Origin of the sequence: Agrococcus sp. TSP3-2-1, from assembly GCF_049897585.1 — a bacterium.
In the GTDB taxonomy this organism is placed as follows: domain Bacteria; phylum Actinomycetota; class Actinomycetes; order Actinomycetales; family Microbacteriaceae; genus Agrococcus.
The window spans coordinates 171,287-184,937 of sequence record NZ_JAFCWN010000004.1 but is presented as its reverse complement, the minus strand read 5'-3'; the positions used below and the strand labels follow the sequence as shown (position 1 = coordinate 184,937).

The 13,651-nt window shown below is 72.7% G+C and carries 14 protein-coding genes and 1 other RNA gene; 6 read left to right on the top strand and 9 right to left on the bottom strand.

Going from position 1 to position 13,651, the window contains the following annotated elements; all coding sequences use genetic code 11:
- Positions 1 to 5: 5 nt before the first annotated feature.
- The 3 genes from aroA to hisN are packed head-to-tail and all read left to right on the top strand — an operon-like array spanning position 6 to position 3,194.
- The gene (aroA, locus tag ACP7BI_RS07710) at positions 6 to 1,358 is read left to right on the top strand and encodes a 3-phosphoshikimate 1-carboxyvinyltransferase (protein ID WP_425844830.1); all 1,353 of its coding nucleotides are present in this window, start codon (positions 6 to 8) and stop codon (positions 1,356 to 1,358) included.
- Positions 1,355 to 2,395 carry a ribosome small subunit-dependent GTPase A gene (rsgA, locus tag ACP7BI_RS07705; RefSeq protein ID WP_425844828.1) on the top strand — a complete coding sequence of 347 codons (1,041 nt, stop codon included), beginning with the start codon at positions 1,355 to 1,357 and terminating at the stop codon, positions 2,393 to 2,395. Before aroA ends, rsgA begins: the two co-directional genes overlap by 4 nt.
- 22 nt (positions 2,396 to 2,417) lie before the next feature.
- Complete coding sequence (gene hisN, locus ACP7BI_RS07700; RefSeq protein WP_425844827.1) at positions 2,418 to 3,194, top strand: histidinol-phosphatase; 777 nt, start codon at positions 2,418 to 2,420, stop codon at positions 3,192 to 3,194.
- Between the two features lie 27 nt (positions 3,195 to 3,221).
- Here the strand turns inward: hisN and ACP7BI_RS07695 are convergent, their stop codons facing one another.
- Positions 3,222 to 3,710 (bottom strand): VOC family protein, encoded by a 489-nt coding sequence (locus ACP7BI_RS07695; protein ID WP_425844826.1) that lies wholly within the window; start codon positions 3,708 to 3,710, stop codon positions 3,222 to 3,224.
- A gap of 37 nt (positions 3,711 to 3,747) precedes the next feature.
- Here ACP7BI_RS07695 and ACP7BI_RS07690 point away from each other — a divergent pair, with 37 nt between their 5' ends.
- Positions 3,748 to 4,038, top strand: coding sequence for a rhodanese-like domain-containing protein (locus ACP7BI_RS07690; protein WP_425844825.1), 291 nt, complete (start codon positions 3,748 to 3,750; stop codon positions 4,036 to 4,038).
- 146 nt (positions 4,039 to 4,184) lie between these two features.
- Positions 4,185 to 4,349: a hypothetical protein gene (locus tag ACP7BI_RS07685; RefSeq protein WP_425844824.1), complete on the top strand. Its 165-nt coding sequence runs from the start codon at positions 4,185 to 4,187 to the stop codon at positions 4,347 to 4,349.
- Here the strand turns inward: ACP7BI_RS07685 and ACP7BI_RS07680 are convergent, their stop codons facing one another.
- From ACP7BI_RS07680 to prfB, 8 genes are all read right to left on the bottom strand, one after another.
- Positions 4,350 to 5,717, bottom strand: a complete 1,368-nt coding sequence (locus tag ACP7BI_RS07680) for an NAD-dependent succinate-semialdehyde dehydrogenase (protein ID WP_425844823.1) — start codon at positions 5,715 to 5,717, stop codon at positions 4,350 to 4,352.
- A 192-nt stretch (positions 5,718 to 5,909) separates the two neighbouring features.
- Positions 5,910 to 6,280, bottom strand: a transfer-messenger RNA (tmRNA) gene (ssrA, locus tag ACP7BI_RS07675).
- Between the two features lie 107 nt (positions 6,281 to 6,387).
- Positions 6,388 to 7,416 (bottom strand): 6-phosphofructokinase, encoded by a 1,029-nt coding sequence (locus tag ACP7BI_RS07670; protein WP_211448579.1) that lies wholly within the window; start codon positions 7,414 to 7,416, stop codon positions 6,388 to 6,390.
- An 83-nt stretch (positions 7,417 to 7,499) separates the two neighbouring features.
- Positions 7,500 to 7,976: an SsrA-binding protein SmpB gene (gene smpB, locus ACP7BI_RS07665; RefSeq protein WP_026373397.1), complete on the bottom strand. Its 477-nt coding sequence runs from the start codon at positions 7,974 to 7,976 to the stop codon at positions 7,500 to 7,502.
- A gap of 76 nt (positions 7,977 to 8,052) precedes the next feature.
- The gene (ftsX, locus tag ACP7BI_RS07660) at positions 8,053 to 8,967 is read right to left on the bottom strand and encodes a permease-like cell division protein FtsX (protein ID WP_425844821.1); all 915 of its coding nucleotides are present in this window, start codon (positions 8,965 to 8,967) and stop codon (positions 8,053 to 8,055) included.
- Entirely contained in the window at positions 8,964 to 9,701 is a 738-nt protein-coding gene (gene ftsE, locus ACP7BI_RS07655; RefSeq protein WP_425844820.1) for a cell division ATP-binding protein FtsE, read from the bottom strand. The genes ftsX and ftsE overlap by 4 nt, the downstream gene beginning before the upstream one ends.
- Before the next feature lie 92 nt (positions 9,702 to 9,793).
- Entirely contained in the window at positions 9,794 to 11,203 is a 1,410-nt protein-coding gene (locus tag ACP7BI_RS07650; protein WP_425844819.1) for a 4-hydroxyphenylacetate 3-hydroxylase N-terminal domain-containing protein, read from the bottom strand.
- An 8-nt stretch (positions 11,204 to 11,211) separates the two neighbouring features.
- A complete protein-coding gene (prfB, locus tag ACP7BI_RS07645) occupies positions 11,212 to 12,330 on the bottom strand; it encodes a peptide chain release factor 2 (RefSeq protein WP_425844818.1) in 1,119 nt (372 codons plus the stop codon).
- A 91-nt stretch (positions 12,331 to 12,421) separates the two neighbouring features.
- Here prfB and ACP7BI_RS07640 point away from each other — a divergent pair, with 91 nt between their 5' ends.
- Positions 12,422 to 13,651 carry an MFS transporter gene (locus ACP7BI_RS07640; RefSeq protein ID WP_425844817.1) on the top strand — a complete coding sequence of 410 codons (1,230 nt, stop codon included), beginning with the start codon at positions 12,422 to 12,424 and terminating at the stop codon, positions 13,649 to 13,651.

Here is a 13,651-nt window from a genome sequence, read left to right as displayed (position 1 = left end):
AACCGATGCCGAACCCCGATCATTCCCGGCCCTGGACGGCCCCCACCGCGACCTCGCGGCTCGACGCGCGCGTGCAGCTGCCGGGCTCGAAGAGCCTCACCAACCGGGCGCTGCTGCTCGCGGCGCTCGCCGACGGCGGCTCGACGCTCCACCGGCCGCTGCGAAGCCGCGACTCCCGCATCATGGTCGAGGGGCTCAGGTCGCTCGGCGCGACGATCCGCGAGACGCCCGGCGACGGCCGGTTCGGCCCCGACCTGGCTGTGACGCCCGGCCCCATCAGGGGCGGTTCCTCGATCGACTGCGGGCTCGCGGGCACCGCGATGCGCTTCCTCCCGATCGTCGCGGCGCTCGGCGACGGCCCCGTGGCGTTCGACGGCGACCCGCACGCGCGCGAGCGGCCCATGGCCGAGACGATCGCGAGCCTCCGCGCGCTCGGCGTGCGCGTCGACGCCGAGGAGCCGCGGCTGCCCTTCACCGTGCACGGCGCGCGCGGCACCGGCGGTCCCGGGAGCGTGCGCGGGGGCGAGCTCGAGATCGACGCGAGCGCCTCGAGCCAGTTCGTGTCGGCGCTCCTGCTCGTCGGCGCGCGCTTCGACGACGGCCTCACGCTCCACCACCGGGGCGAGCGGCTGCCCTCGCTCCCCCACATCGAGATGACGCTCGAGGCGCTGCGCCAGCGCGGCGTCGACGCGCGCCGGGTGGGCGACGCGTCGTGGCGCGTCGAGCCCGGCCCGATCGCGGCGCTCGACGAGCGGATCGAGCCCGACCTCTCGAACGCCGCGCCGTTCCTCGCCGCCGTGGTCGCGATCGGCGGCCGCGTCGTGCTCGACGGCTGGCCGGCCGAGACGACCCAGGTCGGTGCGCTGCTCCCGCAGCTGCTCGAGCCGTTCGGCGCGACGTCGAGGCTCTCGGATGGGTGCCTCACGGTCGAGGCCGTCGGCGGCGCGATCCCCGGCGCGAGCCTCGACATGCACGCGGCGGGCGAGCTCGCGCCGACGATCGTCGCGCTCGGCGCGCTCGCGTCCGCGCCCGTCGAGGTCACGGGGATCGGCCACATCCGCGGGCACGAGACCGACCGCATCCGCGCCCTCGTCGATGACATCGCCGCGCTCGGCGGGCGAGCGGAGGCGCTGGCCGACGGCATCAGGGTCGAGCCCGCGCCGCTCGCGGGCGGCCCGTGGCGCGCCTTCGACGACCACCGCATCGCGACCGCCGGTGCCGTCATCGGCTTGCGCGTGCCGGGCGTCGAGGTCGACGACATCGGTGCGACGGCCAAGACGATCCCGGAGTTCCCGGAGCTGTGGAGCGCGATGCTCGCCGGAACCGACGGCAGCGGATCGGGCGGCAGGGGCGCATGAGCTGGCTCGGCGACTACGAGGACCCGTACGACGAGTACGACGAGTCGAGCGTGCGCGAGCGGCCGAACCCGAAGGCGAACCGGCCGAGGTCGAAGCAGCGGCCCGAGCACGACGACGCCATCACGGGCATCGTGACCGCGGTCGACCGCGGCCGCTACACGCTCGCCGTGCGCGTCGGCGAGCCCGACGAGGCCGTCGTGAGCGCCGCGCGCGCCCGGGAGCTGCGCAAGCAGGCGATCGTGGCGGGCGACCGGGTCGACGTCGTGGGCGACACGAGCGGCGAGGAGGGATCGCTCGCCCGCATCGTGCGCATCCAGCCGCGCGCGACCGTGCTGCGGCGATCGGCCGACGACACCGACGTCGTCGAGCGCGTCATCGTCGCGAACGCCGACGTGCTGCTCATGGTCGTCGCGGCCGCGGATCCCGAGCCGCGGCCCGCGCTCGTCGACCGCTACCTCGTCGCGGCGCTCGACGCCGGCATCACGCCCGTCATGGTGGTCACGAAGACCGACGTCGCCGATCCCGCGCCCTTCCTCGCCCACTTCGAGGGGCTCGACATCGAGGTGTGGCAGTCGTCGATCGAGGACCCTCCCGTCGAGGCGCTCCGCGAGCGGCTCGACGGGCACACGACGGTCGCCGTCGGCCACTCGGGCGTCGGCAAGTCGACGCTCGTGAACGCGCTCGTGCCGGGCGCGATGCGGGCGGTCGGCCACGTGAACGCCGTCACCGGCCGCGGCCGGCACACCTCGTCGTCGACCGTCTCGTTCAAGCTCGGCTCCGGCTGGATCATCGACACGCCCGGCGTGCGCTCCTTCGGCCTCGGCCACGTCGCGACGGCCAACGTGCTGAGCGGCTTCCCCGACCTCGCGGCAGTCGCGGAGGACTGCCCGCGCGGCTGCTCGCACCTCGTCGGCGAGGAGTACTGCGAGCTCGCGATCGCCGCGCGCGAGGGCCGGCTCGGGCAGCGCCGCGTCGACTCGATGCAGCGGCTGCTCGGCACGCTCGTCGCCGCGCGCCAGCAGCGGCACGAGGAGTGACGCGCGCCCTACGCTGGAGGGCGTGACCCGCTACGACGACGACCTCGCCCTCGCGCTCCGGCTCGCCGACGCCGCCGACGCGATCTCGATGGCGCGCTTCGGCGCGCAGGACCTCGAGATCACGACGAAGGCCGACACGACGCACGTGACGGACGCCGACCGCGCGGTCGAGCAGCGCATCCGCACCATGCTCGCCGAGGAGCGCCCGGGCGACGCGATCCTGGGCGAGGAGTTCGGCATCGAGGGCGACGCGGCGCGGCAGTGGATCGTCGACCCGATCGACGGCACGGCGCACTTCCTGCGCGGCGCGCCGATCTGGGCGACCCTCATCGCGCTCGCGGTCGAGGGCAGGCCGGTCGTCGGCGTCGTCTCCTCACCCGCGCTCGGCGCACGCTGGTGGGCCGCGCAGGGCTCCGGCGCGTGGACCGATCCCGCCGAGCCCCGCCGCCTGCGGGTCTCGGGCGTGGCGGCGCTCGCGGATGCGGTGCTCTCGTACAACGCGATCCAGGGCTGGGACGGCGCGGGCAGGCTCGACGACCTCGTCGCGCTCCAGCGCGAGGTGTGGCGCGCGCGCTCGTACGGCGACGCGTGGAGCTACGTGCTGCTCGCGGAGGGGAAGGTCGACGCGGTCGCCGAGTTCGACCTCAAGCCCTACGACATGGCCGCGCTCGTGCCGGTGATCGAGGAGGCCGGCGGGCGCTTCACCTCGGTCGACGGCCAGGCGGGCCCGTGGCACGGGTCGGCGCTCGCGACCAACGGCGCGCTGCACGACGAGCTGCTCGCGCGGCTCGCCCGCTGAGCCGCGCCGGCTGATCCGCGCCGGCGCTCAGCCCCGCGCGGCCGCCTCGAGCGCTGCGACGTCGAGCTTCCGCATCGACAGCATCGCGCGCGTGACGTCCTTCGAGCGCGGCCCCTGCATGAGCTCGCCGAGCTGCTCGGGGATGATCTGCCACGAGACGCCGAAGCGGTCGCGGCACCACCCGCACATCGATTCCTCGCCCCCGTCGGCGACGAGGGCGTCCCACAGCCGGTCGACCTCCGCTTGCCCGTCGACGGTCACGGCGATCGACACCGCCTCGGACTGCGGGAACTGCGGGCCGCCGTTCAGCAGCTGGAAGGGCGAGCCGCCGAGCGTGAGGTCGACCGTGAGGGCCTCGCCCGGCGGCGCGTCCCCCGGCCAGGGGCTCTCCTCGCCGGGGATCCGCATCACATCGGTGATCGCGGAGTCGGGCAGGAGCGAGACGTAGAGCTCAGCCGCCTCCTCGATGCGGCCGTCGAACCAGAGCACCGTGCGCACATCCGTCATGGCGGCCATGATGCTCGCCTGGAGCGCGGATCGATAGCCTCGATCCATGCGAGAGATCACGCCCGCCGAGACCGCCGACCGCCCGATCGTCGACGTGCGCGAGCAGCACGAGTGGGACGCGGGGCACGCGGTCGACGCGCTGCACATCCCGATGAGCGAGATCGTCGAGCGGCTCGACGAAGTGCCCGACGGCGCGGCCGTCATCTGCCGCTCGGGAGCGCGGAGCGGTCAGGTCGTCGCGTTCCTCGAGCAGCGCGGCATGGATGCGGTGAACGTCGCGGGCGGGACCCTGCGGTGGGCGGCGGAGGGCCGCCCGATGGTCGGCTCGGTCGCCTGACGCGGCACCGGCGGTGGACGCCGAGGGGGTCGCGGCGCTCGTCGAGCACCGCCGTGCCCCGCGGAGGCGGCTGGCAGGGCTGCCGACGTGCTCCCGCCGCTCGTGCGCCGCGAGCTGCGGCGGACGCGGCGTCGGCTCGAGCGCGCGTGCTCCGGGAGCTCGGCAGGCGGGCGCACCTCGGCGGCGAGAACGCCATCGACTACGGGCTGCTCGCGGGGAGCGAGCGCGCCCGCGCCCTGGCCGCCGAGTCGGAGCTCGGACCTGCCTGGGCGCGGGCGCGCGCGAAGCGGCGACACCGCTGGCTGGACTGATCAGCCGACGACGAGCTTCTTGTTCATGAACTCCTCCATGCCGTGCGGCCCGAGCTCGCGGCCGAAGCCCGATCGCTTCGTGCCGCCGAAGGGCATGTCGTAGTCCTCGGCACTCGCGTCGTTGATCGCGACCATGCCCGCGTCGATGCGGTCGGCGACCGCGCGCGCGAGGTCGGGGTCGCTGCACCACACGCGGGCGCCGAGCCCGAACGGCGTGTCGTTCGCGATGCGCACGGCGTCGTCGACGTCCTTCGCACGGTAGACGGTGCCGACGGGGCCGAAGAGCTCCTCGCGGTACACGCTCATCGCGTCCGTCACGTCGGCGAGGAGCGCCGGCTGCACGCGCGTGCCGTCGCCCTCGTCGACGGCACCGGCGAGCACGCGCGCGCCCTCCGCGACCGCAGCACTGGTCTGCTCGCGCAGGCGGTCGGCCGCGGCCTGCGACGAGAGCGGGCCGACGAGCGCGTCCTCATCCTCGGGGTCACCGACCTCGACCGCGGCGATCGCCTCCGCGAGCCGCGTCGAGAACTCGTCGTAGAGCTCATCGACGACGATGAATCGCTTCGAGGCGTTGCACGCCTGGCCGGAGTTCTCCATCCGGGCCGCGACCGCCGACTCGACCACCGCATCCATGTCGTCCGTCGAGAGCACGACGAAGGGGTCGCTCCCGCCGAGCTCGAGCACGACCTTCTTGAGGTTGCGGCCCGCGATCTCGGCGACCGCGGCGCCCGCGCGCTCGGAGCCGGTGAGCGAGACGCCGCGCACGCGCGGGTCGGGGATGACGATCTCGCCGATCTGGTCGTTCGTCGCGAAGATGTTCTCGTAGGCGCCGGCGGGCAGCCCCGCCTCCTCGAGGATCTCGGCGATGACGGTCGCCGACCACGGGCACTGCGGCGCGTGCTTGAGCAGCACGGTGTTGCCGAGCATGAGGTTGGGGAAGGCGAAGCGCGCGACCTGGTAGTACGGGTAGTTCCACGGCATGATGCCGAGGATGACGCCCTGCGCCGACTTCACGACGCGCGCGTCGACGTCCTCGCGAGTCTTGAGCACCTCGTCGGCGAGGAATTCCGCCGCGTTGTCGGCGTAGTACTGGATGATCTCGCCCGAGAACTCCGCCTCGAAGACGCCCTGCCCGAGGGGCTTGCCCATCTCGGTGCGGATGATCTCGGCGAGCTCGCGCGAGCGCTCGGTGAAGGCCGTCGCGGCCTTCGTGAGGATCGCGGCGCGCTCCGCCATCGGCGTCGCGCGCCACGGCTCGAACGCCGCGTGGGCGCGCTCGATCGCGGCGCGGATCTCGTCGTCGGTCGCGGTGGGGAACTCCTTGACGACCTGGCCGGTGTAGGGGTCGACGACCCGGTACTCGCTCACGCTGCCTCCTCGCAGGATCGGGAGCCTCCAGGCTAGTCGAGCGTCGCGCTCGCGATGACGACAGGCGCAGCCCGGCGGCGTCGGCTCGTCCCACGGCGCACGATCGAGCGCGGGCGCTCCGATCGCGCGCGAGAGCAGCCCCATGGCTCGACAGGAGCGAGCAGGGACTCTCACAGCGTGCGACTCGGCCGATGGTGGAGATGGGGGGAATCGAACCCCCGTCCAACGCTCACATCGTGCGGCTTCTCCGGGTGCAGCTCAAGGGTGGCGTTCTGCTCGGCTCCGACCTTTGTCCTGAGCACCTAGGTCGACGAGCCCAGTCACAGTGAAAGTCCCGCGATGCCCTGTGACGCAGCATCGCAGCAAGCCCTCTTCATGACGCCAGGGTCCGGAGCGAGGGCACCTCCGGTCTGACGGACTTCAGGCTCGCTTAGGCAGCGAGGGCGAAGTCGGTGCGCTTTGCATTGGCACCTATTGGTTTGCAGGGGGCGTTGAAGAGATGACCCTGCATCCTCTACCCGCTTCCCGCAGCAATCGAGACGCTGTCGAAACCGATCATCCCCGTGCTGGGCGCGAGTCGCACGCTGTGGAGTTGTCAATGCCGGATGCGTCCGGCTCGCTGGCGAGGCCAGCCCACCATGGTAGCGCGCCCGGGATCTCCGGGCAACCGTCAGCCGAAGAGCAGCTCCGCCTCTCGGTAGCGGTGGTCGGGCACGCGCTTGAGGTCGCCGAGCGCCTCGGCCATCGGCACGCGCACGATGTCGGTGCCGCGCAGCGACACCATCGAGCCCCACGCGCGGTCCGTGATCGCATCGACGGCGGCGAGCCCGAAGCGCGTCGCGAGCACGCGATCCGCGCCCGAGGGCGCCCCGCCGCGCTGGATGTGGCCGAGCACGGTCGCCCGCGACTCGATCCCCGTGCGCTCCTCGATCATCGGCGCGATGACCTCGCCGATGCCGCCCAAGCGCGGGCGGTCGAAGGCGTCGAGGCCCTTGCGCGAGTACTCCTCGTCCATCCCCTCGAGCTTGAAGCCCTCGGAGACGACCACGAGCGGCGCGCGGCGGCGGTCGTAGACCGATTGCACGTACTCGCAGATCCACTCGATCGAGCGCGGCTGCTCGGGGATGAGCGTGACGTGCGCGCCGGTCGCGATGCCGGTGTGGAGCGCGATCCAGCCCACGTGCCGCCCCATGACCTCGAGCACCATGCAGCGCATGTGCGAGTCGCCGGTCGTGCGCAGCCGGTCGCCGGCCTCCGTCGCGATCTGCACGGCCGTGTCGAAGCCGAACGTGTAGTCGGTCGCGTCGAGGTCGTTGTCGATCGTCTTCGGCACCCCGACGATGGGGATGCCGTCGTCGGCGAGCCGATTGGCGGCCGCGAGCGTGCCCTCGCCGCCGATCGCCATGACGGCCTCGATCCCGAGGCGCTCGAGCGTCTCGGCGATGCGCTCGGGCCCGCCCTTCTCCCCCTCGTAGGGGTTCGTGCGGCTCGTGCCGAGGATCGTGCCGCCGATGCGGGAGGTGCCTCGCACCGCCGAGCGGTTGAGCACCCGCACGTCGCCCTCCTTGAGCCCCCGGTAGCCGTCGCGGATGCCGACGAACTCGTGCCCGTGGTGCTTCATGCCGGTGAGCACGGCGGCTCGGATGACTGCGTTGAGGCCCGGGCAGTCGCCGCCGGAGGTCAGGATGCCGATGCGCATGTCGCCTTTCCACCGGCGAGCCCTGGGTGAGCGCCGGCAGGCCCATTCAAGTCGACGCGCGCTGGGAAAGTCGAACCGCGCGGTCAGTCGCCGAGGCGGTTCCGCGTGCGCATGGCACGCTCGGCCTCGCGCTTGTCCTGCCGCTCGCGCAGCGCGTGCCGCTTGTCGTACTCCTTCTTGCCCTTCGCGACCGCGAGCTCGACCTTCGCCCGCCCGTCGGAGAAGTAGAGCGAGAGCGGCACGAGCGTGTAGCCGCCCTGCGCGACCTTCGCGGCGAGCTTGTCGATCTCGTCGCGGTGCAGCAGCAGCTTGCGCTTGCGCCGCGGCGGGTGGTTCGTCCAGGTGCCCTGCCCGTACTCGGGGATGTGCACGGCGTCGAGCCACGCCTCGCCCCGGTCGACGAACGCGTAGCCGTCGACGAGCGACGCGCGGCCCGCGCGCAGCGACTTCACCTCGGTGCCCGTGAGCACGAGACCCGCTTCGATGCGATCCTCGATGTGGTAGTCGTGGCGCGCCTTGCGGTTCTGCGCCACGACCTTCTGGCCTTGTTCGCGCGGCATGACTCGCTCCCTGCTCGGTGGTCTCGACAGCCCTTGCTCGGGCAGCCGCCCAGTGTAGCGCGGCGGGCGGTGCCGCTCAGATCCTGAGGTAGCGGCGGATCGCGACCGCGGCCGCGACGCCCGCGAAGAGCACGCCGATCCCGAGCAGCACGGGCGCGACGACGAGCGCGTCGTCGAGCCCCACGATCGCGATCGTCTGCAGCATCGGTGCGACGTAGCCCTGCAGCAGGAAGTGCACGGTCGCGACGACCGCTCCCGCGGCCAGCACCGCGCCGACGAGCGCCGCGACGATCCCCTCGATGATGAACGGGGTCTGGATGAACCGGTTCGAGGCGCCGACGAGCCGCATGATCCCGAGCTCGCGCTTCCTCGAGAAGGCGGAGAGGCGGATCGTCGTGGAGATGAGCAGCACGGCGGCCACGAGCATGAGCACGGCGATGCCGATCGCGACGAGGCTCGCGGTGCTCAGCACCTGGAAGATCGGCTCGAGCAGCGCCCGTTGATCGCGCACCTCGAGCACGCCCGGCAGCGCGCTCATCGCCTCGCGGATGAGGTCGGCGTCCTGCGGCGCGGTCGGCCGCACCCAGAGCGCCTCGTTCATCGTCTCGGGACTCGCGAACTCGGCGCTCGAGGTGCCCCCGAACTGCTCCATGAAGTGCTGGTAGGCGAGCTCTCGGTCCTCGAACTCGACGTCGGCGACGTACGGCGCGATCGCGCCGCTCTCGAGCACGGCCCGCACGGCGTCGACCTGCTCGGCGGTCGCGGCGGTCTGGCTGCACGTCGCCGTCGCGTCGACGGGCCCGCAGAAGTAGACCCCGACCTGGGCCCGGTCGTACCAGAAGCCCTTCATCTGGTTGATCTGCATCTGGAGCAGGATCGCGGCGCCGACGAACGACAGCGAGATGAACGTCACGAGCACGACCGAGACGACGACCGAGAGGTTGCGGCGCAGTCCGTTCCAGACCTCCTGCGCGATCAGCTGGACCCTCACGCGGTCTCCTCCTCGAGCGCTCGCGGCGCGAGCTCCTCGTCGTCGCCGAGGTGTCGGCGGTAGGAGCCGTGCGCCTCGTCGCGCATGATGCGGCCGGCGTCGAGCTCGACGACGCGCTTCTGCATCTCGTCGACGATCGAGGCCTCGTGCGTCGCCATCACGACTGTCGTCCCGCCCTCGTTGATGCGAGCGAGCAGCGCCATGATGCCCGCGCTCGTCGAGGGGTCGAGATTGCCCGTCGGCTCGTCGGCGAGCAGGATCGGCGGCCGGTTGACGACCGCGCGCGCGATCGCGACGCGCTGCTGCTCGCCGCCCGAGAGCTCGTGCGGCATCCTCGAGGCCTTGCCCGCGAGCCCGACGATCTTCAGCACGTCGGGCACCGCCTCCGAGATGAAGGCGCGGCTCTTGCCGATCACCTGCAGCGTGAAGGCGACGTTCTCGTAGACCGTCTTGTTGCCGAGCAGGCGGAAGTCCTGGAAGACGACGCCGAGGTTGCGGCGGAAGAAGGGCACTCGCCGGTTGGGCAGCGCCTTGAGGCGCTGGCCGAGCACGTGCACCTCGCCGCTCGAGGGCGTCTCCTCGCGCAGCACCATGCGGATGAGCGTGGACTTGCCCGAGCCGGAGGCACCGACGAGGAAGACGAACTCGCCCTTCAGGATCTCGAGGGAGACGCCGTCGAGCGCGGGGCGAGCCTTGCGGGAGTAGGTCTTGGAGACCTCGTCGAAGCGGATCATGGCCTGTCGAGGCTACGGGCGGCGGGCGGCTCGGCTCTGCACCGCTGTCGGCGCGGCGCGACCTCGGCGCGCGTCGCCGCCCGCTCCGCGGCTCACGAGCCGGCGCGCCGCTGCCAGTCCGCGACGCGGCCGTCGGCGCGCGCGAGCCCGAGGATGCCGACGTGGGTGCGCTCCGGCTGGCCCCAGTAGCTGCGCTCGTAGAGCTCGTGCCGCGCGCCGAAGCCCGTGCCGATCGCATCCCACAGCTCGCCGACGACCTCGAGCCGCTCGCGCGCATCCGTCCCGCCCGATCCGCGCAGCAGCGGCTCGACCGACTCGACCTCGGCAGTGCCGAGCGAGCCGATCGGCACCGGCAGGTGGGCGAGCGCCGACGAGAGCGTCGTCTCGAGCGAGATGCGCACGCGCGAGTAGGCGTCGGGCGCGAGCGCCGAGAACGCCATCGCGGCGTCGACGCCAGGCAGGATCGACTCCCCCGACGGCGCGGCCTGCTCGATCATCGCGTCGCGGAGGCCCGCGACCGTGTGCCGGAAGGCGATGACCTCGCCGAGCGCCGCTTGCGTGCCGCGCCGCTCCTCGGTGCCCATGATCTCGGCCGCCCGCACGGCGAGCCCGGCGATGCGCTCGAGCTTCGCCTCGAGCCGCGTCGCCGCCTGGAAGGCGAGCCGGGCGTTCCAGCCGACCGCGCCGCGGTTGAAGGCGAGCATCGTGTCGGCGTCGCGGATGAAGACGTCGGTCCACGGCACGAGCACGTCGTCGAAGACGACGAGCGCGTCGTGCTCCTGGAAGCGGCTCGCGAGCGGCTGGTCGGTGCGGAAGGGCGTGCCGCGCGTGTACACGCGCACGCCCGGCGAGCCGACGGCGACCGACGCGGCGATCGCGAACGCATCCGTCTGCACCTCGCCGCCGAAGTGCGAGACGAACAGCCGCTGCGCGGTCGCCGCGCCCGTGACGACCGCCTTCGCGCCGCGCAGCACGACGCCCTCGTCGTTCTCGCGGACGACGTGCAGGAACACGTCGCCGACCTCGTCGGGCGGCAGGTCGCGGTCGACGGGCGGGTTGACGAGCGCTTGGGCATAGTGCGTGACGGCCCGCTGGTCGCGCTCGAGCGCCGCGCGCACGTTGGGCTCGAAGCGGCCGAAGGACGGCGCGTGCGCCGCCATCGACGTGAGCATGCACGCCATGAACTCGGGGGTGCGGCCGAGCCAGCCGTGCGTGCGCCGCTGCCACGCGCGGATCGCCTCGCGCTGCGCGCGGAGGTCGCCCCGCGACTGCGGCACGGTCCAGAAGGCGTGGGTGAGCCCGTCGCCCTCCCCGATCGGCGCGAGCAGCGCATCCGCCGCCTCGTCGTGCAGGGCGTCGTAGAGCGAGGCGATGGTGGATGCGGTGCCCGCGAAGTCGGGATGCTCGGCGACGCGCGCGACGCGCTCGCCGTCGTGGACGACCACTCGGCCGTCGTCGAGGCTCGCGAGGTAGTCGCTGCCGGTCTGCGGTCGGGTGCCCATCGCCGCTCCTACTGCGCGTCCTCGCGCTGCTGCTGCTTGCGCCAGCGGATGCCGGCGGCGATGAAGCCGTCGAGGTCGCCGTCGAAGACCGCCGAGGGGTTGTTGACCTCGTGGAGCGTGCGGAGGTCCTTGACCATCTGGTACGGCGCGAGGACGTAGGAGCGCATCTGATCGCCCCAGCTCGCGGCGATCGAGCCGGCGAGCTCCTTCTTGCGGGCAGCCTCCTCCTCGCGCTTGAGCAGCATGAGGCGGCTCTGCAGCACACGCATCGCCGCGGCGCGGTTCTGGATCTGGCTCTTCTCGTTCTGCATCGAGACGACGACGCCGGTCGGGATGTGGGTGATGCGCACCGCCGAGTCGGTCGTGTTGACCGACTGGCCGCCCGGCCCGGAGGAGCGGAAGACGTCGACGCGGATGTCGTTCTCGGGCACCTCGACCTCGTCGACCTGCTCGAACAGCGGCACGACCTCGACCGCCGCGAACGAGGTCTGGCGCTTGCCCGCGGCGCCGAAGGGGCTCATCCGCACGAGGCGGTGCGTGCCGGCCTCGACCGACAGCTGCCCGAAGGCGTAGGGCGCATCGATCTCGAACGAGGCCGACTTGATGCCCGCCTCCTCGGCGTAGCTCGTCTCGTAGACGGTGACGGGCATGCCGTGCTGCTCGGCGTACCGCAGGTACATGCGCAGCAGCATCTCGGCGAAGTCGGAGGCGTCGACGCCGCCCGCGCCCGCGCGGATCGTGACGACCGCGGGGAGCGGATCGAACTCGCCGTCGAGGAGCGTCTGGATCTCCATCTCGCCCATGAGCTTCTGCAGGCTCGCGAGCTCCTTCTTCGCCTCGAGCCGCGTCGCCTCGTCGGCCTCCTCGTTCGCCATCTCGACGAGCACCTCGAGGTCGTCGATGCGCGACTCCGCCTCGACGATGCGGCGCAGGTCGGTCTGCGCGTGGCTCAGCTGGCTCGTCACCTTCTGCGCGGCGTCGGGGTCGTCCCACAGGTCGGGGGCGCCCGCGGCGGCGGAGAGCCGCTCGATGTCGGCGGCGAGCCGGTCGACGTCGGTGACCGCCTTGATGTCGGCGAACGTGGAGCGGAGGGCGGCGATCTCGCCGCCGATGTCGAGATCGGCCATGATGACCCAGCCTACCGGCGCGGCATCGTCCGTCCCGCCCGACGCCGGCACCGCATCCGCTCGACCGGCGCGAGCATCGTAGGCTCGGGCTGTGAGCGGGGGCGACGAGACCGAGCGGTTCCCGTGGCGGCGCGTCGCGGGCGCCGTGTACGTGCCGACGGCGGCGTTCGCGATCGGCGAGGGCGCGGTCATCCCCTACATCCCGCTCATCGCCGGTGACCTGGGCGCCTCCCTCGCGGTCGCCGCGGTCGTCGCGGCGATGCTGACGATCGGGCAGCTCGCGGGCGACGTGCCCGGCGGCGGGGTCGTCGCTCGCTTCGGGGAGCGGCCGACGATGATCGGCGCGGGCGCGCTCGTGCTCGCGGCGCTCGCGCTCGCGCTCGTGGCGAGGGATGCGTGGACGCTCGGCGTCGCCGTGTTCGTGCTCGGCCTCGGCCACGCGGTCTTCGCGCTCGCGCGGCACGCGTTCATGACGACCTACGTGCCGATCCGGTATCGGGCGAGGGCGCTCTCGACGCTCGGCGGCATCTTCCGCCTGGGCATGTTCGTCGGCCCGCTCATCGGCGCCGCGGTGCTCGGGCTCGGGCTCCCGCTCGGCGCGGTGTGGGTGTTCTTCGGCGCCTGCACGATCGTCGCGATCGCCGTCCTCGTCGTGCTGCCCGACCCGACGACGGCCTTCGAGCGGAAGCCCCCCACGACGGGCGTCATCGAGCTGCGGCAGGAGCGCACGGGCGTGTGGCGCGTGGTGCGGCAGCACGCGCGCGTGCTCGCGACCGTCGGCGTCGGCGCGGCGATGCTCGCGCTCGCGCGCTCCGCACGCAATGTGCTGCTGCCGCTCTGGGCGATCTCGATCGGGCTCGACGCCGCCACGACCGGCCTCGTGATCGGCATCGCGGGCGGCGTCGACTTCGCGCTCTTCTTCGTCTCGGGCTGGATCATGGATCGCTTCGGGCGGCTGTGGAGCGTCGTGCCGACGCTCGGCCTCATGGCGGTGGCGTTCGCGATGCTCGCGGTCTCGCACGACCTCGATGCCGCGACCGGCTGGTTCGTCGCGGCGGCGATGGTGCTCGGACTCGGCAACGGGCTCGGCTCCGGCATCATCATGACGCTCGGCGCGGATCTCGCCGATCCCCGCAACCCCGCGCCGTTCCTCGGTGCGTGGCGGCTGACGGTCGACCTCGGCGGCGCCGCCGCCCCGCTCGCGATCTCGGCGGTCGTCTCGATCGCGTCGATCGCGTGGGCAGCGGGCGGGCTGACCGCGGTGTGCATCGCCGGTGCTGCGATCCTGCTCAAGTGGCTGCCGCGGAAGCCGCGGGAGTGA